This is a genomic window from Pseudomonas sp. PvP089 (assembly GCF_017875165.1).
GTDB classification, from domain to species: Bacteria; Pseudomonadota; Gammaproteobacteria; order Pseudomonadales; family Pseudomonadaceae; genus Aquipseudomonas; species Aquipseudomonas fortuita.
Map to the genome: position 1 here is coordinate 4,192,408 of NZ_JAGGME010000001.1, position 25,511 is coordinate 4,217,918.

At 63.0% G+C, this 25,511-nt stretch carries 18 protein-coding genes and 1 pseudogene; 9 read left to right on the plus strand and 10 right to left on the minus strand.

Annotated features, from left to right (window positions below):
• Positions 1 to 81: 81 nt before the first annotated feature.
• The 3 genes and pseudogenes from J3A71_RS19150 to J3A71_RS19160 form a co-directional block, all read right to left on the minus strand.
• Positions 82 to 3,228: a CusA/CzcA family heavy metal efflux RND transporter gene (locus J3A71_RS19150; RefSeq protein WP_096425885.1), complete on the minus strand. Its 3,147-nt coding sequence runs from the start codon at positions 3,226 to 3,228 to the stop codon at positions 82 to 84.
• Between the two features lie 16 nt (positions 3,229 to 3,244).
• A pseudogene (locus J3A71_RS19155) lies at positions 3,245 to 4,459 on the minus strand (efflux RND transporter periplasmic adaptor subunit).
• Complete coding sequence (locus J3A71_RS19160; RefSeq protein WP_070086467.1) at positions 4,452 to 5,705, minus strand: TolC family protein; 1,254 nt, start codon at positions 5,703 to 5,705, stop codon at positions 4,452 to 4,454. Before J3A71_RS19160 ends, J3A71_RS19155 begins: the two are co-directional and overlap by 8 nt.
• Positions 5,706 to 5,952: 247 nt before the next feature.
• Between J3A71_RS19160 and aroQ the strand changes: the two genes are divergently transcribed.
• Together aroQ and J3A71_RS19170 are read left to right on the plus strand one after the other, a co-directional pair.
• Positions 5,953 to 6,402: a type II 3-dehydroquinate dehydratase gene (gene aroQ / locus J3A71_RS19165; RefSeq protein ID WP_016485976.1), complete on the plus strand. Its 450-nt coding sequence runs from the start codon at positions 5,953 to 5,955 to the stop codon at positions 6,400 to 6,402.
• Positions 6,399 to 7,247: a shikimate dehydrogenase gene (locus tag J3A71_RS19170; RefSeq protein ID WP_016485975.1), complete on the plus strand. Its 849-nt coding sequence runs from the start codon at positions 6,399 to 6,401 to the stop codon at positions 7,245 to 7,247. Before aroQ ends, J3A71_RS19170 begins: the two co-directional genes overlap by 4 nt.
• Before the next feature lie 114 nt (positions 7,248 to 7,361).
• Here the strand turns inward: J3A71_RS19170 and J3A71_RS19175 are convergent, their stop codons facing one another.
• Together J3A71_RS19175 and J3A71_RS19180 are read right to left on the minus strand one after the other, a co-directional pair.
• Positions 7,362 to 7,880, minus strand: a complete 519-nt coding sequence (locus J3A71_RS19175; protein WP_031312552.1) for a thioredoxin family protein — start codon at positions 7,878 to 7,880, stop codon at positions 7,362 to 7,364.
• A gap of 10 nt (positions 7,881 to 7,890) precedes the next feature.
• Positions 7,891 to 8,166 (minus strand): DUF2790 domain-containing protein, encoded by a 276-nt coding sequence (locus J3A71_RS19180; protein ID WP_096425883.1) that lies wholly within the window; start codon positions 8,164 to 8,166, stop codon positions 7,891 to 7,893.
• 1,129 nt (positions 8,167 to 9,295) lie between these two features.
• Here J3A71_RS19180 and J3A71_RS19185 point away from each other — a divergent pair.
• From J3A71_RS19185 to J3A71_RS19195, 3 genes are all read left to right on the plus strand, one after another.
• Positions 9,296 to 9,607, plus strand: coding sequence for a hypothetical protein (locus J3A71_RS19185; protein WP_157754401.1), 312 nt, complete (start codon positions 9,296 to 9,298; stop codon positions 9,605 to 9,607).
• A gap of 246 nt (positions 9,608 to 9,853) precedes the next feature.
• Positions 9,854 to 10,594, plus strand: coding sequence for a response regulator (locus tag J3A71_RS19190; protein ID WP_016485970.1), 741 nt, complete (start codon positions 9,854 to 9,856; stop codon positions 10,592 to 10,594).
• On the plus strand, positions 10,591 to 11,877 hold the full coding sequence (locus tag J3A71_RS19195) for a HAMP domain-containing sensor histidine kinase (RefSeq protein ID WP_095114823.1): 1,287 nt from the start codon (positions 10,591 to 10,593) through the stop codon (positions 11,875 to 11,877). Before J3A71_RS19190 ends, J3A71_RS19195 begins: the two co-directional genes overlap by 4 nt.
• A 107-nt stretch (positions 11,878 to 11,984) precedes the next feature.
• On the opposite strand, the gene J3A71_RS19200 is transcribed toward J3A71_RS19195, so the two are convergent.
• From J3A71_RS19200 to J3A71_RS19215, 4 genes are all read right to left on the minus strand, one after another.
• Positions 11,985 to 12,542 carry a DUF4174 domain-containing protein gene (locus tag J3A71_RS19200; RefSeq protein ID WP_016485968.1) on the minus strand — a complete coding sequence of 186 codons (558 nt, stop codon included), beginning with the start codon at positions 12,540 to 12,542 and terminating at the stop codon, positions 11,985 to 11,987.
• Positions 12,543 to 12,755: 213 nt separating this feature from the next.
• Positions 12,756 to 17,177, minus strand: coding sequence for an NEL-type E3 ubiquitin ligase domain-containing protein (locus J3A71_RS19205; protein WP_096425882.1), 4,422 nt, complete (start codon positions 17,175 to 17,177; stop codon positions 12,756 to 12,758).
• Between the two features lie 78 nt (positions 17,178 to 17,255).
• Positions 17,256 to 19,616, minus strand: a complete 2,361-nt coding sequence (locus tag J3A71_RS19210) for a DNA polymerase II (protein WP_096425881.1) — start codon at positions 19,614 to 19,616, stop codon at positions 17,256 to 17,258.
• 34 nt (positions 19,617 to 19,650) lie between these two features.
• Entirely contained in the window at positions 19,651 to 20,841 is a 1,191-nt protein-coding gene (locus J3A71_RS19215) for an MFS transporter (RefSeq protein WP_016485965.1), read from the minus strand.
• 118 nt (positions 20,842 to 20,959) lie between these two features.
• Between J3A71_RS19215 and J3A71_RS19220 the strand changes: the two genes are divergently transcribed.
• The gene (locus J3A71_RS19220) at positions 20,960 to 21,856 is read left to right on the plus strand and encodes a LysR family transcriptional regulator (RefSeq protein ID WP_024717702.1); all 897 of its coding nucleotides are present in this window, start codon (positions 20,960 to 20,962) and stop codon (positions 21,854 to 21,856) included.
• On the opposite strand, the gene J3A71_RS19225 is transcribed toward J3A71_RS19220, so the two are convergent.
• Complete coding sequence (locus J3A71_RS19225; RefSeq protein WP_016485963.1) at positions 21,837 to 22,757, minus strand: LysR substrate-binding domain-containing protein; 921 nt, start codon at positions 22,755 to 22,757, stop codon at positions 21,837 to 21,839. The genes J3A71_RS19220 and J3A71_RS19225 overlap by 20 nt on opposite strands.
• A gap of 146 nt (positions 22,758 to 22,903) precedes the next feature.
• Between J3A71_RS19225 and J3A71_RS19230 the strand changes: the two genes are divergently transcribed.
• The 3 genes from J3A71_RS19230 to J3A71_RS19240 are packed head-to-tail and all read left to right on the plus strand — an operon-like array spanning position 22,904 to position 25,443.
• Entirely contained in the window at positions 22,904 to 23,692 is a 789-nt protein-coding gene (locus J3A71_RS19230; RefSeq protein WP_016485962.1) for a YqcI/YcgG family protein, read from the plus strand.
• A gap of 2 nt (positions 23,693 to 23,694) precedes the next feature.
• On the plus strand, positions 23,695 to 24,321 hold the full coding sequence (locus J3A71_RS19235) for a LysE family translocator (RefSeq protein WP_096425880.1): 627 nt from the start codon (positions 23,695 to 23,697) through the stop codon (positions 24,319 to 24,321).
• 39 nt (positions 24,322 to 24,360) lie between these two features.
• Entirely contained in the window at positions 24,361 to 25,443 is a 1,083-nt protein-coding gene (locus J3A71_RS19240) for a hypothetical protein (RefSeq protein ID WP_096425879.1), read from the plus strand.
• The last annotated feature ends 68 nt before the right edge of the window (positions 25,444 to 25,511 follow it).

Below are 25,511 nucleotides of genomic sequence, written 5' to 3' on the forward strand. Positions count from 1 at the left end.
GGACCGTGTCAGCCGGAAGATGACGCGGTCCCTGTAGGAGCGGCCTTGTGCCGCGATGGGCCGCAAAGCGGCCCCAGAATCTCACCCCTCCTGCTGCTCTTCGCGCCGATACGCCCACTGATACAAAGCCGGCAGCACCAGCAATGTCAGTGCAGTAGAAGACAGGATCCCGCCAATCACCACCGTCGCCAACGGCCGCTGCACCTCAGCCCCGGTCCCCGTAGCCAGGGCCATCGGAATGAACCCCAGCGAAGCCACCAGCGCGGTCATCAGCACCGGGCGCAACCGCGTCAACGCGCCCTCTTCAACCGCCGCCCGCAATGGCCGCCCCTCTTCGCGCAGGGCACGGATAAAGGCGATCATCACCAGCCCGTTGAGCACCGCCACTCCCGACAAGGCAATGAACCCTACGCCAGCTGAAATGGACAACGGGATGTCCCGCAACCACAGCGCCAGCACCCCGCCGGTCAGGGCAAACGGAATGCCGGTGAACACCAGCAAGCCATCCCTGAGGTTGTTGAACATCATCAGCAGCAGCGCCATGACCAGTAGCAAAGCCACCGGCACCACCACCTGCAGGCGCTCGGTTGCCGATTGCAACTGTTCGAACTGGCCCCCCCAGCGCGTCCAGTAACCCGGCGGAATCTGCACCTGCCGGATCAGGGCCTGTTCGGCATCCGCCACAAACGAGCCCAGGTCACGCCCACGTACGTTGGCACTGACCACCACCACCCGCTTGCCATCCTCGCGGCTGACCTGGTTAGGCCCCAGTTGCAGGTTCAAACTGGCCACTTGGGACAGCGGGATGAAGCCGATTTGCGCAGCGCCCGCAGCGGCACTGGCCGGTACCGGAATCAGCAGGCTGGACAGCCCGTCCACATCGGTGCGCAAGGTTTCGGGCAGGCGCACCACCATGTCGAAGCGCCGGTCGCCTTCATACAGCGTGCCTGCCGTGCGGCCACCCACAGCAATTGCGATGGCGTCCTGCACGTCACCCACGTTCAGGCCATGGCGGGCCGCCTTGTCGCGGTCGATGTCGATGGTCAGCACCGGCAGGCCGGTGGTCTGCTCGACCTTGACCTCGGACGCACCCGCTACCCCCTGCAGGCTGCTGGCGATCTGTGTGGCGGTGCGGTTGAGCACATCCATGTCATCACCGAACAACTTCACCGCCACATCGCTGCGCACCCCGGAAATCAGCTCGTTGAAACGCAACTGGATCGGCTGCGACAGCTCGTAGTTGCTGCCCGGTACGCTGGCGGCAGCACGTTGTACCTCGGCGATCAGTTCGTCACGCGGCTTGCCAGGGTCTACCCACTGCTCGCGCGGGCGCAACATCACATAGGCGTCGGAGATGTTCGGTGGCATCGGGTCGGAGGCGATCTCGGCGGTACCGGTACGGGCGAACACCCGCTCCACTTCCGGCACCTGGGCGATGATCGCCTGCTCCAGGCGCTGCTGCATGTCTACCGACTGCGACAGGCTGGTGCCCGGCACACGCAGGGCCTGCAAGGCAAAGTCGCCCTCGCTGAGGCTGGGGATGAACTCGCTGCCCATGCGGCTGGCCATGACCCCGGACAGCACCACCAGAGTGGCCGCGACGGCAAACGCCAACTTGCGTCGCCCCAGCACCCAGGCCAGCACCGGGGCATAGCGCTGACGCGCCGTGCGCATCACCAGGCCTTCCTCTTCCTTGACCTTGCCGGTGACGAACAGGGCGATGGCTGCCGGCACGAACGTGACCGACAGGATCATGGCGCTGAGCAGGGCCATGACCACGGTAAAGGCCATGGGGTGGAACATCTTGCCCTCGACCCCGGTCAGGGCAAAGATCGGCAGGTACACCACCATGATGATCAACTGCCCGTAGATCAGTGGCCGGCGCGCCTCGCGGGCGGCAGCGAACACTTCATGGAAGCGCTCGCTGCGCGTCAGCATGCGGCCATGGCGTTGCTGGGCATGGGCCAGGCGGCGGATGGCGTTTTCCACGATCACGACTGCGCCGTCGACGATGATGCCGAAGTCCAGTGCTCCCAGGCTCATCAGGTTGGCGCTGACCTTGTTGCTGAACATGCCAGTGAAGGTGAACAGCATCGACAGCGGAATGACCATGGCGGTGATCAGTGCGGCGCGGATGTTGCCCAGGAACAGGAACAGCACAGCGATGACCAGAATGGCGCCTTCGACCAGGTTCTTCTTCACCGTGGCGATGGCTTTTTCCACCAGGTTTGTGCGGTCGTACACGGTCACTGCCACCACACCCTTGGGCAGGTTGCGGTTGATCTCGACCAGTTTGGCGGCAACGGCCTGGGATACCGTGCGGCTGTTCTCTCCAATCAGCATGAACACCGTACCCAGCACCACTTCCCGGCCGTTTTCGGTGGCTGCACCCGAGCGCAGTTCTAGGCCCAGGCCAACCTCGGCAACATGGCTGACGCGGATCGGCGTGCCATCGACGCTGGCGATGACGATGTTGGCGATGTCTTCGGCCGAGGCCACCTGGCCCGGTGCCCGGATCAGCAACTGCTCGCCATTGCGCTCGATGTAACCGGCGCCAACGTTGGCATTGTTGCGCTCCAAGGCCGCGATCAGGTCGTTGAGGGTGAGCTTGTAGGCTGCCAGCCGCTTGGGCTCCGGTGCAATCAGGTACTGCTTGGCATGGCCGCCGATACTGTTTACCTCGGCCACCCCCGGCACATTGCGCAGCTGCGGCTTGATGATCCAGTCCTGGATCACCCGCAGGTCTGTCGGGGTGTACGGGGTGCCATCCTCTTTGAGAGCGCCCTGTTCGGCCTCCACGGTCCACAGGAAGATTTCACCCAACCCGGTGGAAATCGGCCCCATGCCCGCTTCTATCCCTTCGGGCAGTTGCTCGCGGGCCACTTGCAGGCGCTCGTTGACCAGCTGACGGGCGAAGAACAGGTCGGTGCCATCATCGAAAATCACCGTGACCTGCGACAGGCCCGAACGCGACAGCGAGCGGGTTTGCTTCAACCCAGGCAGGCCGGCCATGGCGGTCTCGATGGAGAAGGTGATGCGCTGCTCGGTCTCCAGCGGCGAGTAACCGGGTGCAGCGGTATTGATCTGTACCTGGACGTTGGTAATGTCCGGTACAGCGTCGATCGGCAGTTTCTGGTAGCTGTGGATACCCACCGCGGCCATCAGGACCACGGCCAGCATCACCACCAGGCGCTGCTCGATGGCAAATTGGATCAGGCGTTCGAACATGCAGGTGTCCCCGTGATCAATGGCTGTGCTCGGCCGAGCCCTTGCCCAGTTCCGACTTGAGGACAAAGCTGCCGGCGGTGGCTACCTGGGTGCCGGCGGCCAGGCCGCTGATAATTTCCACCTGGCCGGCGTCGCGGCGGCCGGCCTTTACCGGGCGGGCCTCGAAGCCTTCCTCGGTGCGGGCAAACACAACGGTCTATTCTTCCCAGGTTTGCAGGGCGCTTTCCGGCACCACCACGGCGGCATTGAAGCGCTCGACGCTGACCGCGATATTGACGAACAGCCCGGGGCGCCATGCGCCGTTGGGGTTTGCCAGGGTGGCGCGGACCGTGGCGGCGCGGTTCTGCTCGCCGAGCAGGCTGCCGACATAGTTGACCTTGCCCTCAACCTGGGCGCCCAGGTCTGGTGCGCTGACCGTGACATTGCGGCCGGTCACCACCTTGTCCAGATCACGCGGCGCCACGGCGAAGGTGGCCCAGACCCGGCTCAGGTCAGACAAGGTGAAGGCGTTGCTGGTCGCGTCGACCACCTCGCCCACGCTCAGATGCTTTTCCACCACCACCGCATCGAATGGCGCGCGCAATTCATAGCGGTTGCCAGCGCCCGCCGGGCCTACTGCGGCGACCTTTTGCCGGGCGTTGGCCAAGGCGATTTCGGCCTCCTGTAACACCTGCCGCGCTTGCAGGTAATCTTGCTCGGCACTGATACGCTCCTGCCATAACTGCTGTTCGCGCTGGAAGGTCAGGCGCGCCAGCTCCAGACGGCGCTGGGCTGCCTGCTGCTCGCTGCGCAGGTCAGAAATCTGCTGGCTGGCAATCACCGCCAATACCTGGCCGCGCTTGACCGCCTGGCCCAGTTCGGCTTGCACCGCCTCGACCACACCGGGTACACGCGGCACCACGTGGGCAGTGCGGTCCTCGTCGAAGCGGATTTCCCCCGGGAAGCTGAAGGCGGTACCCAACTCACGAGGGCCGGCGGCAGCCAACTGCACACCGGCCGCCTCGATCTGGGCGATGGACAGGTGCAATTGGCCCTCTTCTTCGCCGTGCCCTTCCTCTGCATGGCCTTCATTGGCCTTCTCGGCACCATGGCCGTGGCTGTCTTCGCCATGGTCGTCGTGGCGGGCCTGGGCATTCGACGCCTGGCCCAGGTTGCCGGTCCAGGCCAGGCCACCCAGGCCGAGCGCGGCCATGGCGGCGACCAGAAGGGCTATCTTGCGTGGGTTAGTCATGCTTGCTCCTGCTGTTCAAGGGGGTGCTCAGGTCATCGAGGTCGCCATAAATCCGCTCGACCTGCGCCCGTGCGTCGGTCGCCGAAGCCAGCGCCTCGAGGTACAACCCGCGGGCCTCGATCAGCGTGCGCTGAGCGTCGAGTACATCGAGGAACGCGAACTTGCCCATTTCGAAACCACGGGTGGCGGTGTCCACGGCCTGCTGCGCCGAAGGCAGGATGGTGCGGTCGTAGGCGTCCACCTCCTGCATCGCCGTGTGCCACTGGCTGACTGCGCTGCGGGTTTCACTGCGCAGGCGCAGTTCCACGGCGTTACGCAGGTCACGCGCCTGGTCGGCACGGCGTGCAGCCGCCAGCACGTTGCCCTGGTTGCGGTCGAACAGCGGCAATGGCATGGACAGGCCCACTACATTCACCCGCTCGCGGTCCTCGCGGCTGTACTGGCTACCGAGGCTGACAGTGAGGTTGGGAATACGCTGAGCCTTTTCCGACCCCAGGGACGCTTCGCCGCGCTCGACCTGTGCAGCAGCCAGACGCCATTCGGCGGTGTGTTCGACCCGGTCGAGCAAGGCATCGGCGCTGGGCGCGACGCCAGGCGAAAGGTTGGCAGCCTGCAACTGATCGAAGCTTGCCAAGGGGCTACCGGTCAGGCGTGCCAGCGCCTGATAAGCCACGCCGCGCTGGGTCTGCGCGCGTCGTACTTCAGCCTGGGCCTGGGCCAGTTGCACCTGGGCGCGGGTGGCCTCCACGGGGGATGACTGGCCAGCGGTCACCCGCCCCTGTACCACGCGCAGCCCGCGCTCGGTCAATGCCTGCGACTGCTGCGCCAGCTCCAGTGCTGTCTGCGCGCGCAATGCGGCGTGGAAGGCCTGCACCACATCGGCACGCAGGCCATTGCGCTGGCGCTCCAGGCCAAGCTGGGCAATGGCCTGGCCGGTGCCAGCCACAGCAATACGTGCGCCGCGCTTGCCGCCCAGTTCCAACGGCTGGCTGAGGGTGACGGTGGTGGTGCTGGTATCGCGGCGAGTGTCCTCGACCTCCCAGGCGAGCTCTGGGTTGGGGATCAACCCGGCCTGGCGCCGCTCGCCGTCGGCAATGCCGATTTCCCGGCCGGCTGCGGCCAGCTCTGGGTTTTGAGCAAAGGCGGCGGCAAGCGCCTGGGGCAGGCTCAGGCTCTGACTGGCCTGGGCACTGGTGACACTGGCCAGCAACAGGCAGAGCAAAGCGGTCTTGCGGGGGATGGGCACGAACAAATCCTCGTCGACGCGTTTAGGCGAAGGACTGTAGGAAGCCGTGCTTATCGGGGCGGTGGCAGGAAAATTACAATTTTGTAATGCAGGCGCAGAAAGCCAAATCCCCCGTAGGAGGGGGCCTGCACACCTCAACAGTTCGATAATCGCCCACTTTCCCGGTGCGGCGTTTTAGTCCAATTGACTAAACTAACCAGGCGGTACAAAACTAGGTGCATCCAACAACAACAAAGCGATGCTCGTCATGAACCCCCTTATTCTCGTGCTCAACGGCCCTAACCTGAACATGCTGGGTACCCGCGAGCCTGCTCAATATGGCCACGAAACCCTGGCTGACCTGGCCCAAAGCTGTGCCGACACTGCCCATGGCCACGGCCTGGAAATCGAATTCCGCCAAACCAACCACGAAGGTGAACTGATCGACTGGATCCACGCCGCCCGCGGCCGCTGCGCCGGTATCGTGATCAACCCCGGCGCCTGGACCCACACCTCGGTGGCCATCCGCGACGCCTTGGTGGCCAGTGAACTGCCGGTCATCGAAGTACACCTGTCGAACGTGCACAAGCGCGAGCCGTTCCGCCATCTGTCATTTGTATCGTCCATCGCCGTCGGGGTGATTTGCGGGCTGGGCAGCCATGGCTACCGCATGGCCCTCAGCCACTTCGCCGAAATGTTCCAGGAGCGCACGGCATGAGCCAGCACGCCATCCTTGCCGGCTTGATCGGCCGCGGCATCCAGCTGTCGCGCACCCCTGCCCTGCACGAACACGAAGGTGACGCCCAGGCCCTACGCTACCTGTATCGGCTGATTGATGCTGACCAGTTGCAACTGGAGGACAGCGCCCTGCCCGGGCTGCTCGACGCCGCGCAGCACACAGGCTTTACCGGGCTTAACATCACCTACCCGTTCAAGCAGTCGATCCTGCCGCTGCTCGACGAACTGTCGGATGAAGCCCGTGGCATCGGCGCGGTGAATACCGTGGTGCTCAAGGACGGCAAGCGCGTCGGCCATAACACAGACTGCCTGGGTTTTGCCGAAGGCTTGCGCCGCGGCCTGCCTGATGTGGCCCGGCGCCAGGTGGTGCAGATGGGTGCCGGTGGCGCCGGGTCGGCCGTGGCCCACGCCCTGCTGATTGAAGGGGTCGAGCAACTGGTGCTGTTCGAAGTGGATGCGGCCCGCGCGCAAGCGCTGGTAGACAACCTGAATGAGCATTTCGGCACGGGCCGCGCAGTACTCGGCACCGACCTGGCCGCGGCGCTGGCCGAGGCAGACGGGCTGGTCAACACCACGCCGGTGGGCATGGCCAAGCTACCGGGCACACCGCTACCGGTCGAGCTGCTGCATGCGGGCCTGTGGGTGGCGGAAATCATCTACTTCCCGCTGGAAACCGAACTTCTGCGCGCGGCTCGGGCACTGGGTTGCCGCACGCTGGATGGCAGCAATATGGCGGTGTTCCAGGCGGTAAAGGCGTTCGAGCTGTTCAGCGGGCGCCAGGCGGATGCGGCGCGGATGCAGGCGCACTTTGCCAGTTTCACCTGATAGGCAAGTGTTGGCTTCTTCGCGGGCACGCCCGCACCCACAGAGAGTGCGCATACTTCGCTGATTGCACTGTCGTTGTAGGAGCGGGCATGCCGGCGAAGAGGCCGGCACAGCCTAATCACCTTTCTCATACAGCAGTGCCTGTATCAGCTGTTCCTGCCCGCCATAATCGCCTTCGCCAAAGTGCACATGGCGCACCTGTCCTTTACGGTCGACAAAGTAATGGGCCGGCCAGAACTGGTTGCCCCAGGCATTCCACACCTTGTAGTCATTATCCACCGCCACCGGATAACCGATACCCAGCCCGGCCACCTTGTTTCGCAGGGTGCCCAGGTCATGTTCGTAGGCGTACTCCGGCGTATGCACGCCCACCACCACCAGCCCCTGATCGGCATAACGCCGCGCCCAGTCGTTCACATGAGGCAGGCTGCGCTGGCAGTTGATGCAGTCCCAGGTCCAGAAGTCCACCAGCACCACCTTGCCCTTAAGCGCCGGCCCATCCAGCGGGGTCGAGTTGAGCCACTGGCTGGCCCCCGACAGCGACGGCATGGCGCCGTAGCGGTCACGGGCCATCAGGTGTCCGGCCAACCCCAGCCCCGTCAGCGCCAGGGCTATGCCTCCCGCTTTCAGCATCAGGCGGCGATCAGTTGTCATGGCAACCGCCAGTGGCGTAGGTGCGGTACTGCACGCTCTGCTGCTGGCCCTTGGAGTCGAGGTAGTCCATGCGGGTGTTCACCAGGCCGCAGGCGTTGCTCTGCTCGTCCTGTACCGACAGCACTTTCTTCACATCCAGATGCTCACCGTAGCGGTACTGCATGGCGCCGGCAGCGCCCATGGGTGTGGTGGTGGCCTGGGCGGCAATGGCACCAAAGCTGAGCACGGCGAACAGGCTGGCGCTGGCGACAGTCTTGAAATTCATGGCATCTCTCCTGTGTAACGTTTGGCAGTGGGGCGTGTTGTTCCCCGGTCAAGAGCCATTTGACGCCTGCCAAGTATCCCGTCTGTGTCACTCAACGCCGGGATGTGCGTCCTTCTGTAGCTGCATTCCTGTCAGCGAAACCTCGTAGAATCCTGGAAAACCCTGCGCGAGCAGGTCGTTATAAAAAAGAAGGCGCCCACGAAGGGCGCCCCGGCTGTACAAACGGATACAATAGCTTCAAGTTTTTAGAAACTAACGTTTGTTGTCACTCGCCGGTTCAACTTTATCGTGACGACTGTACAACTCAGCCCTCGACGCACGCTCTGTAAGCGGCCCTCTGTTTTCACCCTTGCTGGAACGCTGAGTGGATTTATTGTCGCCCTCATCCGAGCAACTACCGCGTTGAACAGTTTGCTTGTCTTTCATAAAAACCTCGATAAAGCCACCTGCTTACAATGGCTCATCATCATTTTCTTCGAGAAGTGGAGCGCTGGTAAAAGCATGGTTTGTCATGCGATCTGTCAGCGCAGGGCTAGTGCAGCCAAGCGCGTCTCCACGGGGTATCCGGGCCGTCAGAATGGCGGCTGAATTTCGGTGCGTTCGAGGCCAAAAGCTTGTCTGCAGGCTCTGGCCCGGCCTCAGCAACAGGTTCAGGATCGATGTAATTATTCCGATCATCAGTTGTAGGCTGAACAAGACGATCATTGCCCAAACCTTGGCGATCCTGATCTATTTCCGGATCACTCTCCGATGAGCCCTGCCCTGCCTGGTTTTTACCGTACATAAGCACCTCTCATAAGCCCAGATAATCTGAGCTTAATGAGTATGCGCCCTGCCTGAAAATAAAAGACAGGTATCAGACCACTGGACACAATCTATTTATGAGCATAAATAACAACAACCTTCTTTACGTACAGTGCCTGTATTGAACCTTCCTCACGGTCCTACCTCGTCTGCCTGTCGGGTATCGCCAGGCGCTCGAGAGGCCTTCAACAAGAGTGTAAAACTGCCTGTGAGTTGATGACGAAGCGCTTTGGGCATGATGAAAGCGAAATGCACGAGCCATGAGCCGTCCCCCAGCAGAAAGCTCTCCCGCCGGTAGTGGGCCACTTGTTGCTCAGAAATACCTATGCAAACGGCGATTACACAATCGCTCGGCTCTTCGCTCACGGGCGTGCCCCTTCAAGAATGGGTATTGAAGCGCCTGAAGGGTGGTGGGTTCAGGCGCAAAGGCAGGCCATCAAGGCTTGGCTGCACGCTCCTTGTGCCACTGGACTTTAGCTACGCCATAAGGGGAACCGGTGACACCGATGGCTACGTGCTGGATCTGGCCGCCACGCTGGAGAAACGTCTCGATTTGCTCGCAAAGGCGTTCGTGGGCTCTTTGGGGTGTTCCGGGGTGTGTCTGGTACATGCAGGCTACTCGGTGATGAGCCACTGAAATACAGTTACCCGAAACGACATTGTACGCTTTGTTCTGCAACCAGGCTCCGAGCCGGAGCAGAACCCGGCTTTTATCGGCCAAGCGGTCAACTCCCAGTGCTGTGCTGCTTTGACCCGAGCCGCTTCACCCGCCCCCGCTACAGTTCTATACACCTGCCAGATACACTGCAATACAAACCCCCGCAGGCAAGCGCAAAAGGGCCGGGTACACTGCGCCAAACCCACTCCAACAGGAACGCTGCGCATGGAACACGTCGATCACATCCTGATCGTCGACGACGACCGCGAGATCCGCGAACTGGTCGGCAACTACCTTAAGAAGAACGGCCTGCGCACCAGCATCGTCGCCGACGGCAGGCAGATGCGGGCCTTCCTTGGAGCCAGCAGCGTCGACCTGATCGTTCTCGACATCATGATGCCCGGCGACGATGGCCTGCTGCTGTGCCGCGAACTGCGCGCCGGCAAACACCGCAATACGCCCGTGTTGATGCTGACGGCCCGCAACGATGAAACCGACCGCATCATCGGCCTTGAAATGGGCGCCGACGATTACCTGACCAAGCCGTTTTCTGCCCGCGAACTGCTTGCCCGTATCAATGCCGTGCTGCGCCGCACGCGCATGCTGCCACCCAACCTCACCATCAGCGAAAGCAGCCGCCTGCTGCGCTTCGGCCAATGGCGGCTGGACACCACCGCCCGCCACCTGCTCGACAACGAAGGCACCCTGGTGGCCCTGAGTGGCGCCGAGTACCGCCTGTTGCGGGTGTTTCTGGACCACCCACAGCGGGTGCTCAGCCGCGAACAACTGCTCAACCTGACCCAGGGCCGCGAAGCCGACCTTTTCGACCGCTCCATCGACCTGCTGGTCAGCCGCCTGCGCCAGCGCCTGGGCGACGACGCCCGCGAACCCAGCTGCATCAAAACCGTGCGCAGCGAAGGCTATGTGTTCTCGCTGCCGGTGCAACTGCTCGAGTCGCCGTCATGAAGTGGCCTCGTACCCTGGCCTCGCGCCTGGGGCTGATCTTCTTGACCGGCCTGATCCTGGCCTACGGCTTGTCGTTTGGGCTGCAGGCCTACGAGCGCTACATCAGCAGCCGCTCGATGATGCTCAGCAACCTGGAACAGGACGTGGCCACGTCAGTGGCCATCCTCGATCGCCTGCCTGCAGCCGAACGTGCGGCCTGGCTGCCGCGCCTGGAACGGCATACCTACCGCTACCGTCTCGACCAAGGCCTGGCCGGCGAGGCGATGCCCGGCAGCGACCCGCCCATGGCCGCCGAGTCGATCGTCAAGGCCATCGGCAGCGACTACCGCCTGACCTTCCAGGACATCCCCGGCCCGAATGCCCACTTCCAGGCCCACCTGAGCCTTGCCGACGGCGCGCCGCTGACCATCGACGTCACCCCATCGGCGGTCCCGGTGGCCCGCTGGCTGCCCATGGTGCTGCTGATCCAGCTGGCAGTCTTGTTGCTGTGCACCTGGTTGGCCGTGCACCTGGCCATTGGCCCTTTGACTCGCCTGGCCCGCGCCGTGGACAACCTCGATCCGGACAAACCCGGCGTACAGCTGGATGAAAGCGGCCCGCGCGAGGTGCGCTACGCCGCGGCGGCCTTCAACGCCCTGCAGGCGCGTATCAGCGCCCACCTGAAGGAACGCATGCAGCTGCTGGCGGCCATCTCTCACGACCTGCAAACACCGATCACACGCATGAAGCTGCGTGTCGAAGTGATGGACGACGGGGTCGAAAAGGACAAATTGTGGAGCGACCTGGGCGAGATGGAGCACCTGGTGCGCGAAGGCGTAGCATACGCCCGCAGCATGGATACCAGCACTGAAGCCGCGTGCAGAATTGACCTTGATGCCTTCCTCGACAGCCTAGTGTTCGACTATCAGGACAGTGGCGCCCAGGTGCAGCGTAACGGCAGCACGCGCAGCCTGCTGGAAACCCGCCCGCACGCCCTGCGCCGAGTGCTGGTGAACCTTGTGGACAACGCCCTCAAGTTTGCCGGCGCTGCCGAGCTGGAGGTGTGCCGCGAGGGCGGCATGACCGTGATCCGCGTGCTCGACGATGGGCCTGGAATACCCGCTGACGAGCTGGACGAAGTGCTCAAGCCATTCTACAGAGTGGAGGGCTCACGCAATCGCAGCACCGGCGGCACCGGGCTGGGGCTGGCCATTGCCCACCAGCTGATCCAGGCCATGGGTGGTCGGCTGATCCTGAGCAACCGCGACAGTGGCGGGCTGTGCGCGCGAATCGAGCTCAACTGAAAGCCGAGCCACCACCTGCAATTCGGCACACAACCCCAGCACCGTCGATACACTGCTGCCCCCCACCGCTACACACGCCCGGTCGCACGGCCAGCCAATGCAGGTGTTCAGTCTTCCAGCGGCTTTGGCGGCGCAGCCGGCTTGGCTGGCTTGGCTGGCTTGCTGTCCTTGGCCTTGGCCTTGGTTTCCGGTGCCGCCGCTACCGGTTCAGGTGCAGCCACGGCCTTTTCGCTTGCGGGCAGTTCATCCACCGCCTTGAGGATCACCTGCGGGTCGATGGCCTCGCCTGAGTCGTCGTCCTTGAGCATGTGCCGCTCACCGTCCTTGCCCACCAGGATCACCTTGGTGCCCTTGCTCGCGCCCAGCTTCAGCTCACGAATCAGGGCCATGGTGGTCTGTTGTTCGAGGTTCTTGTCCTCGCGCTTGCCCATCATGTTGGCGACGCTGTACAGCACCAGGTTGCGCTCCTTGAAGGCCGCCTGGGTGGCCGGGTCCTCCAGAGCCTTGTTCAATCCGCGCAAGGTTGGGTCTGCGCTGCTAGGCGCAATGACCACCAAGGGCCTGGCCTTGCCCACTTCCTTGGCCAGCGGTGCGTCACTGTCAGCCGCCAGCAGCGGGCCGGTGACAGCGAGCAAAGTAGCGAGGGTCAGTGACCGGACGAGCATGCGTATCTCCTTATTCTCTCGATAAACCAAAGACTACAGATCATGGAGAAAGATCCGACGCGGGAGACTAAACCAGCAGCCCCAGACGTGCTCGGCACAAAGGTAACTTCCGATTTCCATAACCGGCCGGCAACATCTGCGCAAACATCACCGCCACTCAGAGCATAGCGCAAAGCCACTGGCGCAACGCCCACCTGCCCGAGGTCTGAACCGCTACTGGAGAAGACGCGGCGAATGCATGTCCAGCGCTTCCAGCGTCAACTGCAGCAATACTGCGTGCTCCCGTTGCTGATTGCTGATCTGCAACCGTGCGATTTCCTCCTCCCGGCCACCCAGGGCCATCAGCCGCTCCAGTTCGTCGTGCATGTGATGCGGCACTTGCAGGCGAACGGGGAAGCGCTTGCGCAGGTAATCCTGCCAGAACCACTGACGTGACAGATAATGTGCAACGCCTTCCCGGGTCTGTGCCGCCAGGACCATGTCCCGGGCCACACGAATATCCTGCTTGCTTAGCGCAGCAATACCTGGATAGAGCATTTCGTCTGGCTGGCCAGGCAAATCCAAAGCCCTGCGCAAGGCGATCCGGTATGCCAAGGCGAATTCGATCGACTCATTGCCCGCCCCCTGCCGTTGGGCGTGTTCTGCGGCAATCTGATCGAGCAACGCCAACCGCCACAACCGACCACCGAGACAGAGCAAGGCCCGCTCAGGCTGCTGGGCAACCCCGCCGCGTTGCGCCCGCCATATCATCATCCGCAGTTCCAGATCAGCGAAGCGGGCCGTGGCGTTATCCTGGCAGTCGGTCGCCGCGGCGTGTTCGAACACTTCACGCTTGAGTGCATCATCCTCGTTCATCGCCTGGAACATGTCGAACACACGGGATGCGAGCGCGCACGCGGTCGAAGAGAACTTGAATGCTCCCGAGGCCGTGAGCACCGACAGGGTATTGAAGAAATCGGCCGATTGCTCGTCGGCTTCAAGATGGACCCACAGCATGGCCATTTCATCGCGACGTTCAGCTGCCGATACATCGAGAAAACGCAGCCGGTAGGGAACCCGGCTTGCCTCAAGCCAGTGCCAGGCCGAAAACCCTTCAGGCGTCGCCGCCAGCAGGTTGCCAGAAAGCCCGACTCTGCCTGCGCGCCATAGCTGCGACCGGTAAAAGCCATCGGGCAGTGCAGAGATACTGTTGTCACTCAGGTCAAGGGTTTGCAGGTCAGGCACCTCGAGCACCCCATAAGGCAACTCGGGCATTTGGGTGCCTGACAGGTGCAGCGCATGTAGTTCGGTCATTGCGAAAACGGAAAATGCCCTGCCCAGAGGGTTGTCCGAAAGGTTCAGGTATACCAGCGAACGACAAGCCGCAAGAATCAGTGCCTGGCTTTCGTCAAGCACGATCTGGTTACCCGACAGATCGAGCACCTCCAGCCTTTGGGTAAGCATCATCGGCAAAGGCAAACGCCTGAGCCGACAATGGGTGATTTCCAGGTTGCGCAAGTTGGGAAATGCCCTCAGGAACTCATCCGGAATCCGCTCCAGGCGCATGGAGCGCAAGGCCAGGATTGAGACGTGCGGAAAAGTTATCTGCGCCGGCAGTACTGGCAGTTGTTGCAAGCGGCTGCGGGTCTGGGTCAGCATGAAGCGCCCCCTCTGCACAGCCGCACTGTCTTGAAGCTCGGGGACAAGCAAGCGCCAGCAGTCGGTCAAGCCCTTTCTGAACTCACGCCGGGCGGCCAGCTCAGGTGTCGGAAAGGCATTGCGTACCCATCTGTTCAGGTGGGTGTTGAGCAGTGCGAATTGCTGTTCCAGCGTACGCAACCTGGCTTGCGCGTTGTCTTGCGCCAGCCAGCGGCCGATCTGCTCATCACTGAAGGCTGGGTACAGGTCTCGAAGCCGTGCCTGAGACGCCCTCGGTCTGGACAGCCCCAGCGCGGCCCATAACCGGCCGCCAGCAAGGGGGTAGCCAATCCGGCCATCATCAAGCCTTTGCGGCGCGAAAAACGAGCCGCTTGGCCGCTCCAGCCTGAGCAGACTTACCACCGCCTGCCTTTGACCGGTTGCAACATTCGCCAGCGCCTGGCGCAGTGCGGGCACGAAAGCATGGCCTTGGCCGATGGCCGCCTGAGACGGGTGGTCATAGGCTGCAGCCAGGGTCTCGAACAGCTCGCCCGCCTGACTGACAGAAGGCCGCGCAGGATCGCGCAAGCGAAACACCCCATGCTGGTGAAGCAGGTCGAATGTTTGCCCCGTTCCCTCGATCGTCAGCAACGGCTCGCTGGCATCCCCGTCAAACAATCTCCACCCAGGCCCCTGCGCACCCCGCACGTGGGCCAACAGATTCAGCACCACCCGCGCCAGGTCGAGGTTTTGCGGTGTATCAATGCTCAGCGCCTCATACACGCGCGCGATTCGGATCCGCGCAACCTGCAACCTTGCCGCCTCGGCCATGAACAAGGGCACGCGGCCGGTCTCGCGAAGCTGCTGCAGGTCATCCTCGCTGGCATCGCGCAGCACCTCATCTGCCGCCAAGCGGTGCAGGCTGGCAAAATCCCGGCGTAGCGAGCGACCCGTCGGCGTGTCGGGATTCTGCTCTTCGTACAATTCCTGGAACAGCTCTCGCCGCCCTGCCCAAGCCACATCAGCCAGTGCTGCACCCTGCATGCCGGCGGCCTGAGGAAGATTAATCACCCGCTCCAGCAACTGCGCATCAGCGGTGGCCACGCCTTCACGCAACTGATTGACCAACGTGCGGATGCGGCCGGCGAGGAGCACGCGGTAAACGGTGTCCACCAGCACGGCTTCTGGCGCCCGGCCATACACATGCCATGCCCGCAAGTGCTGGTCATCAAGGCCATGGATGGCCAGCGACTGATCGATCTGCGCGTCATCGAGATCGCTCAATGGCCTGCCCAGACGACGAAACAGCTGGCGTGTGTCATCCCACTCGGCGGGCTGCTCGCACCACAGCCGCCACGCGCCGGCACCGTTGTGACGCAGCGGCGGTGCATACCCTTGATAAGGGAGCAGTTGCCACTGTTCATCGGCGTCGCGCCAACTCACCTCATACCAGTGCCCATCCATGCTGATCCAGCGACGCTCGCCCAGCTGGTGAACCCCCTCCCTGTCCAGCACTGCCGCGTCCGGCGGGGCTTCGCCGCGATAGGGCACCAGGTCTGCGTTCCACAGTTTTTCTTCACCGCTGGCCAACTGCGCCGGCACCAGCTTGTCCACCTCGATGCAGGCGCGACGCACCGTGGCGACCACGGCGACGGTTGCCCCGACAGCCAGCAGGCCTTTGCCTACATTCAGCAGGCGCGCCAGCGCCGCATTGCGCTCGTTGTCCTGCCAGTCCCCGACAGCCTGAAACGTCTGCTCAAGCAGCTCCCAGGCCATCACCCCCAGCAACACCGCGCCAATGCCGGGCACGAAGTACCCTGCGATCCCCGCCAGGGTCCAGCCTTCAGCGCGCAAACGGCGGTTATGCGCTGCCTGGACCTCGCGATCAAGCATGGCCACGGGTGGGGCAATGATTGCAGCATCGTCCTTGATCCGGGCGACCCAGTCGTCAGCGATATGTTCGAACAGCGGCAAGCGATACGCACAGGTTTGCTCATCCAGGTCCCTGGTTGCCCAGTCGCTAACGTCATCGAGCCGTTCGCTGACGGCCGAGAAGAATCGCTGGCTATCGCGACGGCGCACGAAACGGTTGAAAAACCGCCGATAGCCCTCTTCGCGCAGGCGGTTGCCAAGCACCCGGCGGGCATAATCTTCCAGGTCGCTGCGCACGCTCCAGGGGCCGTGCGGGTCACCCGGTACATACACCAGCACTAGCTTGCTGGTGTTGTACAGCAAGCCCTCATCGATCACGTCCAGCACCACGATCTGCTGCAAGCTGCAACCGAACACCCTCAATTGCCGGATGTGAACAGGTGCGCCTTCGAGCTTGCCCAGCGTGCCCTGAAGGCAAAACTCCACCACCCACTGCAGCTGGCCTGCGCTCAACACATCTTGCGCCCTGGCTTGCAGAGCATCTACCAGCATGCTGTAACGTTCCCTTCGCGCCAGCAACCCTCTGGCTTCGGGCTGCAGGACAGCGTCCAGATGCGCCTGGTACTTCTGCCCAAGGTCCAGCCCTCGACACATTTTGGCGAAGGCCAGTGCAGACAGTTCACTGCGCTTTACGCCGTGCTCATCCACCAGGCAGTTGCCACGCGGCTGCTCGCGCCGCTGGTCTGCGGTAAAGTTGCCCAGAGCGGCCTCGAGCAAGGGGAGTTCGTAGTAGTCGCTGCCTACGACTGGGAGCCTGCTGGTCACATAACTGACGGTGGGCGAGGTGAAGGTGTACCACTGGCGGAAGTACAGCCGATCAGCGTCGAGTTCGCCGTGAGCGCCAAGCGCTTCTTGCAGCAAGGTCTGTGTGAATGCATCCAGGTTGCTTAGCTGCGCCAGCGCTGCCGACAGGCCTTCGCGGCAGGCCAGCAATTGCGTCAGCGCCTCAGTCAAGAGAGTGAATTCTGCCACGCTCAGCCGCATCATCCAGGTCGGCAGCCGCTGCGCGATGTACTGGTCCTGGCAGGCTTGCGCCCTGGCAAGGGTATCGGCCGCAGCTGGTAGTTGACTGCTAGTGTTCTGCATCTCTGCCTCCTTGATGGCATGGAGATGCGAGTCTGAAGACTGTTGCGCCGGGTTGACGCCTACCCGACTACCACCCGTTCAGAACAGCAGCAACTGTTGGTCGGTAAGGCGAGCGAAATCATCGCCGACAAAGGGCAGGATGGCATCTGCCACCGGTTGTAGCTGCCGGCTGATGTAGTGGTCGTAGTCGATCGGTGCCTGCAGGTTTTCCAGCGGCTCAGGGCCGGCGGTGGTAATCACGTAACTGATCCAGCCGCCACGTTGGTACTGCAGGGGGCGCCCCAGGCGCTTGTTGTACTCGTCGGCAAGGCGTGCGGCACGCACATGCGGCGGCACGTTGCGCTGGTAGTCGGCCAGCGGCCTGCGCAGGCGCTTGCGATATACCAGCAGTGCGTCCTGCTCGCCCGCCAACGTACACCGCACATACTCGCGGACATAATCGCGGTAGGGTTCGCCGCGAAACACACGGCCATAGAGCGCCTGCTGAAACGCCCGGGCCAGCGGCGACCAGTCGGTGCGTACCGACTCCAGGCCTTTGTAAACCATCTCTTCAGAACCGTCGGCCCGCTGGACCAGGCCGGCATAGCGCTTCTTGCTGCCCTCTTCAGTTCCGCGAATGGTTGGCATCAGGAAGCGCCGGTAATGTACTTCGAACTGCAGTTCGAGGGCACTCTGCAGGTTCATGGTTTCGTGCAGGTGTGCTTGCCACCATTGATTGACCTCGGCCACCAGGTCGCGGCCGATGCGCGCCGCGTCTTCCTCGGGAAGGGCACCCTTGAGCCAGACGAAGGTGGAGTCGGTATCGCCATAGATCACGTCAAAGCCGCGGGCCTCGATCAGCGCCCGGGTCTGGCGCATGATCTGGTGCCCACGCAGGGTGATGGATGAGGCTAACCGGGGGTCGAAGAAGCGGCAACCGCTGGAGCCCAGCACACCGTAGAACGCGTTCATGATGATCTTCAGTGCCTGCGACAATGCCGCGTTACCATCACGTTTGGCGGCCTCCCTGCCCTGCCACACACGCTCGACGATGGCCGGAAGGCAATGCTGGCTTCGCGAAAAGCGCCCACCCCTGAAGCCTTCCACCGAATGCTGGTCATCGGGAACACGCAAGCCTTCCACCAAGCCCACCGGGTCGATCAGGAAGGTACGAATGATCGACGGGTACAGGCTCTTGTAGTCCAGCACCAGCACCGAGTCGTACAGGCCTGGACGCGAATCCATGACGAAGCCACCGGGGCTGGCTTCGTCAGGGCGGCTGCCAAGGTTGGGGGCGACAAAGCCCATGCGGTGCATCTGCGGCATGTACAAGTGGCAAAACGCGGCGACCGATCCGCCGCTACGGTCTACCGCCAGGCCAGTGACCGACGAGCGCTCCAGGAGGAACTCGAGCAGGCGGGTGTGGGCGAAGATGCGAGTAACCAGCTCACAGTCCTTGAGGTTGTACCGCGCCAGGGCCGGTTTGTCCTCGGCGAAGCGCCGGTTGATCTCGTCCATGCGCTGGTACGGCGTGTCGATGGCTTTGCCTTCACCGAGCAGCGTCTGGGCAACGCTCTCGAGGCTGAATGACGGGAAGCTCCAGGTTGCCGAGCGCAGCGCCTCGATGCCGTCGATCAACAGCCGCCCCGGGGCATCGGCAAATACGTGGCCACCACCGGCATGGCTACGCAACGTCATCAGTGCACCCTTACGCCCCAACGCCAGCGGTACCTCCAGCGATTTGGCGTGTTCATGCAGCAGGCGCAGGTCGAACTGGACCAGGTTCCAGCCGATGATTGCGTCCGGGTCATGCTCGGCCATCCACTGATTGAGGCAGCTCAGCAGTGCAGCACGGTCGGCGCAGTAGTGCAGGTCGAAATCGAGGCCGTGGACCGTGCCATTGGCCGGGCCGAGCATGTACACCTGGCGCTGGCCACAGCCTTCAAGGGCAATGCTGTACAGCTCGCCGCGCTCGCTGGTTTCGATGTCCAGCGACACCAGGCGCAGTGGCGGGCGATAACCTGCCAAGGGCTTGAGCTGAGCATCGCAGAGCACGCCCTGGGCATCGGGCTGGCCGGTGAACTGTACCGGGGCAGTGATGAAGCGCTCCATCAGGTAGCGTTCGGGTGGGCGGATATCCGCTTCGAACACCTCGATACCCGCCGTGCGAAGGCGTTGCTCGAGTTGCATCAGTTGCCGGTGCTGCCGGCAGTACAACCCCAGCACCGGGCGCTGGTCGAAGTCCTTCAGGCGCAGTGGCCGCAGCTCGACGCCGGGCTCGTTGGCCAGCAACACCCGCGCAAGCGCCTCATGCACCTGCGGGATGAATGCCACCGAAACCTGTGGGGCCAGACGAAGCTGCCGTGGCCCATGATCAGTTGCCAGCCAGAACTCCACGCAGGTGCCTTCGGGCGTGTCATGCCAATGACGGGTCAGCACAAAACCCTGCTGCAACTCCACTGCGTCGACCTCTGCTGAAAAACGCAATTCTACGCTAGCGAGCCCCCGCCACGAAGCCACTTCTGCGCGCCGCCCAGGCCAGCGACCAAGCCACTGCGATCAACACCAACACCACTGCGCCAAAGGCTTTGGTCCCGCCCCCCGCGAGCAACACGCCCCCCACGATCCCGCCCAGGGCGATAGCACTGTTCCACACGGTCACCAGCATCGACTGCGCCACATCTCCCCCCTCGCCCGCAGCATCGGCACAGGCGGTCTGCAGCAGGGTGGGTGCGCCACCGTAGGTCAGGCCCCACAGGGCGATGCTCAGGTACATCAACCACGACGACGCCTGCCCCAATGCCAGTGTGGCCAAGGCAAAACCGACCAGGCTGAGCAAGACCAGCGTGCGCAAATGCCGGTCGACCAGCAACCCCACCATGCCAATTCCGGCCAGAGCCGAAAGGCCAAACACCATCAGCACCGGGCCAATGTCGGCAGCCATGCCGGCCGCCGCCAGCAGCGGCACAATGTAGGTGTAGAGAATGTTGTGGCCAAGGATCCAGCTCAGGATCACCAGCAGCACGAGCAACACCCCCGGCGTGCGCAGCACCTGCTTGGCCGCCCGGCGGTTGCCGGCGGCATGCCCCGGGTACTCCGGCACCGAGCGCAGCACCCACACCACCAGCAGCAACGCCACCACGGTGACCACAACAAACGTTGCACGCCAGCCCAGCCCGGCGCCCAGCCAGGTGGCAATCGGCAGCCCGAGCGACAAGGCAATCGGCTGCCCGAGCATGGCCAACGCCATGGCCCGGCCCTGCTGTGCCACCGGCACCATGCGCCGGGCATGGCCAGCGATCAGGCCCCAGGCCAGCCCGGCGGCAGCGCCGGTGAAAAAGCGCAGGACCAAGGTCACGCTGTTGGACGTCGACAAGGCAGTCAGCCCGTTGAACAGCACAAAGCCGATGATCGCCAGCAACAGGGCCCGCCGGCGATACCAGCCCTGGGTCAGGGTCACCAGCGGGATTGCCGTCAGCAACGAGCCAAGCGCATAGGCCGTGACCCATTGCCCGGCCATGGCCTGGCTGATGTGCATGCCGTTGGCGATCTGGTCGAGCAAGCCCGCCGGCAAGGTTTCGCTGAGGATGGCGATAAAGCCGGTCATGGCCAGCGCCAGCAGCCCGCTGACGGGCAGGCGTTCGCGGCTGGCATCCAGCAGCAGGGGGGAGGATGTCTGTGACATTGCAAGTGCCTTGAGCAGGAAAACAAGGCGGACAGTCTGCAAGGGAAGCCTACTGCGGAAAAAGGTGGCTACAATGCCGCTCACCCCGGACACCCATGTCCGCAATCAGGAAAGCAGCATGGACAGCCTCAGCGGCTTCGTGGTCTTCAACCGGGTGGCCGAAACCCGCAGCTTCGTCGCCGCCGGCCAGTCGCTGGGTATCAGTGCCTCGGCCGTGGGCAAACGCGTTGCGCGCCTGGAAAGCCGCCTGGGTGTGCGCCTGTTCCACCGCAGCACACGCAGCATCACCCTCACCGCCGAAGGCACGCTGTTCCTCGAGCGCAGCCGGCGCATCCTGGCCGAAATCGAGGCCACCGAGCAGGCGCTGTCTCAGGCCAGCGTAAGCCCGCGTGGCCGCTTGCGCGTCAGCATGCCACAGGTCACAGCGCTGGTGATGCCGGCGCTGGCGGAGTTCATGGCGCTGTATCCGCAGGTGGAACTGGACCTGGACTTTTCCGACCGCATGGTGGATATCGTCGGCGAAGGCTTCGATGTGGTGATGCGCGGTGGGCAGCCGGTGGATTCGCGGCTCAACGCCAAATTCCTGGGGCACTTCCAGCACCGCCTGGTGGCCTCGCCCGGGTACCTGCACGAACGCGGCACACCCTTGCACCCGCGCGACCTGGCCGCGCATACCTGCCTGCATTATCGCTTCCCGAGCAATGGCAAGCTGGAAACCTGGCCGCTGCGCCAGGAGCACCCCGAACAAGCCTACGACATCCCCATCTCGATGGTTTGCAACCATGTCGAGACACGGGTCTGCTTTGCCTTGAACCACCGTGGCATCACTTGCCTGCCGGACTTCAACGTACGTCGCGAACTGGGCAACGGCTCACTGGTCAGCGTACTCGACAGCTTCATGGAGCGGCGTGGCAGTTTCTATCTGCTGTGGCCGTCCGGGCGGCAGGTGCCGCCGAAGTTACGGGTGTTCATCGATTTCATGCTTGAGCGGGTGTTCAACCGTACAGATAGTTGATGTCCTTGTGGGCCAGCGGTGGCACCTGGCCAAGCAGGAAGTCGCGCAGCTTGTGCATTTGCCGCGCTTTCGGGCTGGCCTTGAGCCAGGTCATGTAGTAACCGTCACCGGTGGCCACTGCATGCTTGAACGGCGTGGCCAGGCGCCCGGCCTGCAGGTCGGCACTGGCCAGCACCAGGTCGACCACCGAAATACCCAGGCCTTGCTGCGCAGCCGAAATACCTTGGTCGAGCGTATCGAACACCTGCCCCTGGTCGATGCTGATGTCCAGTGCGTCCATCCGCGCCAGCCAGCGCCGCCAGTCGCGCCGGTCGGGTGACGGGTGCAGAATTTCGCACTGGGCGAGGTCGGCCAAGGCCGGTTGGGCCTGTGGCATGTAATCGGGGTGGCACACCGGGATCAACCACTCATCGAACAGCTTGAAACTCTCGATATCGGCGGGGAAACGCCCGCTGGCCAACAGAATGGCGCAGTCGTAGGGCTCGGAATAGAAGTCCACGGTGTCGATGTCCATCCACACGCTGGACAGTTGCACGCTGCAGTTGTCCTCGGCCTTCTTGAACGCATCCAGCGCCCGCAACAGCCAGCGCACGGTGAGCGTGGAAGGCGCCTTCAAGCGCAAGCCGTAGCGGTCCTGGCGCAGCAATGCGCAAGCATTTTCGATGATCTTGAAGCCAACTTTCAGCTCTTGCGCCAGCAGGCGCCCGTGCTCGGTCAGGCTGAGTTTCGGGCCACGCCGTTCGAACAAGTCGCAGCCAAACAGGGCTTCCAGGGTCTTGATGTGATGGCTGACCGCCCCCTGGGTCAGGGCCAGTTCTTCCGCCGCACGGGTAAAAGAGCCATAGCGAGAGGCCACCTCGAAGGCACGCAGGGCGTGCAAGGCCTGAATCCGTTCCGACATGGCGGCGTCCCGAGCATGAATAAGACTAATAGTAGGTCACAGTTCCACGCGTTTTACAACGTCGAGAGCGTCTCGGAAAATAAAGATAACCAAGATCCTGCCTGCATATGACTGGAACGTTCACTTAATTAACGCCTGGGGAAATCATGTTTACGGGATATGGAACTTGCTATCGCCTGGATGCGCTAGAGCTGGCCGTTGAACATGGATGCACTACGCAACACTGGACTTTCAAAACCATAGAACACTTTCGCAGTATTCTCGCCAACCCCGACTTCCCTTGCCTGTTCGGCCGCAAGGCGGTAAACGGCGAAACCTGCCACATACTCTTCGCCCGTGCCGAGCAACTCGCCGATGATATCGCCCAGGGTCTGGCCGACTACGTGCGCGCCATCGCCCCGATCACACCCAAGCAGCGCATCGGCAGCCCGCTGGTGGTGTTTCTCGAAACCGCCGCCGATTACACCCTGGCCGAACAGCAGGCACTGGCCTGGAAGGTGCTGCGTGGCGTGCATGCGCGCGACCCGCACCCATGGCCGCAGGGCATGCCGACCGACCCCGACGACAACGGCTGGTCGTTCTGCTATGCCGGCATGCCCTTGTTCATCAACATGAACTTCCCCGGCCACCAGCAGATGAAAAGCCGCAACCTGGGGCATCACATCACCTTCGTCATCAATCCACGGGCGAACTTCGACGAAGTGGCCAACGCCAGTACCGAAAGTGGCAAGCGAATCCGCGAGCGTATTCGCGAGCGCGTGCACCACTACAACGACGGCGTCATGCCTGACACCCTGGGTTTTTTCGGCGATGACGACAACTTCGAGTGGAAGCAGTACCAGTTGCAGGAGGCTGGCTCGCTCAACCCGTCACGCTGCCCGTTCCACGCACATGCCGCATACCCGGCGACACCCGACCTACTGATCGAGAACTGACCGTGAATACCGCACTCACCGCCACCTATGCCCTCACCGTCCTGCTGCTCATCGCCACCCCAGGCCCCGTAGTGGCACTGATCGTCAACACCGCGGCTGCATCCGGTTCGCGCAAGGCCATGTTCACTGCCGTTGGCACCAACTGGGCCTCACTGGTGCTGATCGGTGCCGCAGCCTGGATCATCCTCACCAGTGCCGCCATCGACAAGGCATGGCTCAGCACCATGAGCCTGCTGGGCTGCCTGTTCATCGGCTACATCGCCGTGGGCACTTTAAGAGATGTGCTGCAGGCGCCGGTCCCGGACGCGACGAGCGAGGCACCCAAAACCGGGCGTGGCGGGCTGCTGCAAGGCTTCATGGTGGGCATTTCCAACCCCAAGGACATCATTTTCTTCATTGCCTTCTTCCCCCAGTTCATCCAGATCACCGAGTCATTCGGCAAAAGCATGGTGGTGTTGTCGCTGCTGTGGGTGGCCATCGATTTCGCCGTGCTCAGCCTGTACATCTTCGCCATCGGCAAGATCGCTTCGCAGCGCAGCAACCGGGTGATCAGCCTGGCTTCGGGCGTTGCCCTGCTGCTGATTGCCGCTGGCGGCCTGCTGTACAACCTCAACGAACTGGCGGCCTGAAGCGGATGCGAAACGCCCGGTGCAACAGAAGGAAAGACCATGACAGCGACTGATACAGGCCCGTCTCCTTCACCGTTGCAGCAGGACTACCAACGCTTTCTGCTGTTGGGCAGCCGCCGTGCGCCGCACACTGTGCACGTGCATGAAACCGGCTACCGGTCCGGAACCATCAACACTGATGCCCTTGGCCTGCGCTACAGCCACTTTGCCGGCAAGCGTTTTTCGGCGGCAGAACGCGGCGGCGCCTCACGTATCAACCTGCTGGTCGGCGGCTCGACCGCCCTGGGTATCGGCGCCAGCTCCGACGAGCACACGATGGCCTCGCACCTGTCGGCCCTTACCGGCGAGGTGTGGCTGAGCCTGGCCGGTTGCGGTCTCAATGCTGGCCAGGAACTGCTGATGTTCCTGACTCACCAGCACCGCCTTGGCCAACTCGGCCACGTGGTGGTGCTCAGTGGCCTCAACAGCCTGGCCCATGAAGCGCTGTGCGAAGTCCTCGCCAGCCCCAACGACCCACAGCACGCCAAGGCCTACCAGGCCTTTCTCAACAGCTTCAGCGAAGGCATGCAGCCTGCCGCACCACCCCGCCGGCAGTCACTGTGGCGGCGCATCGGCCAGGCCCTGACCACACCTGCGACCGCCCCCCCGGCCTTCTGGCCGCTGTCCCCCCCGGAGAAGCGCTTGGCTCGCGCGGCCGACAGCATTGGCCGGACCTTGCGTCAGTGGGACAGGTTGCTGGCAGACAGCCATGCCACCCTCACCTTCATCCTGCAGCCGCTGCTGCCCTGGTGTCGGGACACCTTGCCCGTTGGCGAGCAAGCCATGTTGGCCGCGCTGGAGCAACAACCGGCGAACTTCGACCGGCTGCTCGACGGCGCATTCGATAGCCAGTTGCACTCGGCCTTTTTCCGCCGTATCAAAAGCCAGGCCGACCCAGTGCCCTGCTACGACATGAACAGCATGCTCAGCAGCTCGCCGGTGTTCGGCGCGGACCTGTTCATCGACCGCCTGCACCTGAACGACCTGGGTAACAACGCCCTGGCCAAAGTGATTACCGCAAAGCTTGGCCTCGCCCAGGAAAAACACGCTCAACGCAAGGTCACACCGATCAAGCTCGTCTGACAGTTGCCGAGTGGTCTTCCGGCCACCCCCCTTGGGTGGCTAGAATAGGCCGTCGTTCCGATTTTCCC

Coding starts and splice junctions, on each gene's coding strand:
- J3A71_RS19150 (WP_096425885.1), bottom strand. CDS start 3,228: ATGTTCGAACGCCTGATCCAATTTGCCATCGAGCAGCGCCTGGTGGTG.
- aroQ (WP_016485976.1), top strand. CDS start 5,953: ATGAACCCCCTTATTCTCGTGCTCAACGGCCCTAACCTGAACATGCTG.
- J3A71_RS19170 (WP_016485975.1), top strand. CDS start 6,399: ATGAGCCAGCACGCCATCCTTGCCGGCTTGATCGGCCGCGGCATCCAG.
- J3A71_RS19175 (WP_031312552.1), bottom strand. CDS start 7,880: ATGCTGAAAGCGGGAGGCATAGCCCTGGCGCTGACGGGGCTGGGGTTG.
- J3A71_RS19180 (WP_096425883.1), bottom strand. CDS start 8,166: ATGAATTTCAAGACTGTCGCCAGCGCCAGCCTGTTCGCCGTGCTCAGC.
- J3A71_RS19185 (WP_157754401.1), top strand. CDS start 9,296: ATGCAAACGGCGATTACACAATCGCTCGGCTCTTCGCTCACGGGCGTG.
- J3A71_RS19190 (WP_016485970.1), top strand. CDS start 9,854: ATGGAACACGTCGATCACATCCTGATCGTCGACGACGACCGCGAGATC.
- J3A71_RS19195 (WP_095114823.1), top strand. CDS start 10,591: ATGAAGTGGCCTCGTACCCTGGCCTCGCGCCTGGGGCTGATCTTCTTG.
- J3A71_RS19200 (WP_016485968.1), bottom strand. CDS start 12,542: ATGCTCGTCCGGTCACTGACCCTCGCTACTTTGCTCGCTGTCACCGGC.
- J3A71_RS19205 (WP_096425882.1), bottom strand. CDS start 17,177: ATGCAGAACACTAGCAGTCAACTACCAGCTGCGGCCGATACCCTTGCC.
- J3A71_RS19215 (WP_016485965.1), bottom strand. CDS start 20,841: ATGTCACAGACATCCTCCCCCCTGCTGCTGGATGCCAGCCGCGAACGC.
- J3A71_RS19220 (WP_024717702.1), top strand. CDS start 20,960: ATGGACAGCCTCAGCGGCTTCGTGGTCTTCAACCGGGTGGCCGAAACC.
- J3A71_RS19225 (WP_016485963.1), bottom strand. CDS start 22,757: ATGTCGGAACGGATTCAGGCCTTGCACGCCCTGCGTGCCTTCGAGGTG.
- J3A71_RS19230 (WP_016485962.1), top strand. CDS start 22,904: ATGTTTACGGGATATGGAACTTGCTATCGCCTGGATGCGCTAGAGCTG.
- J3A71_RS19240 (WP_096425879.1), top strand. CDS start 24,361: ATGACAGCGACTGATACAGGCCCGTCTCCTTCACCGTTGCAGCAGGAC.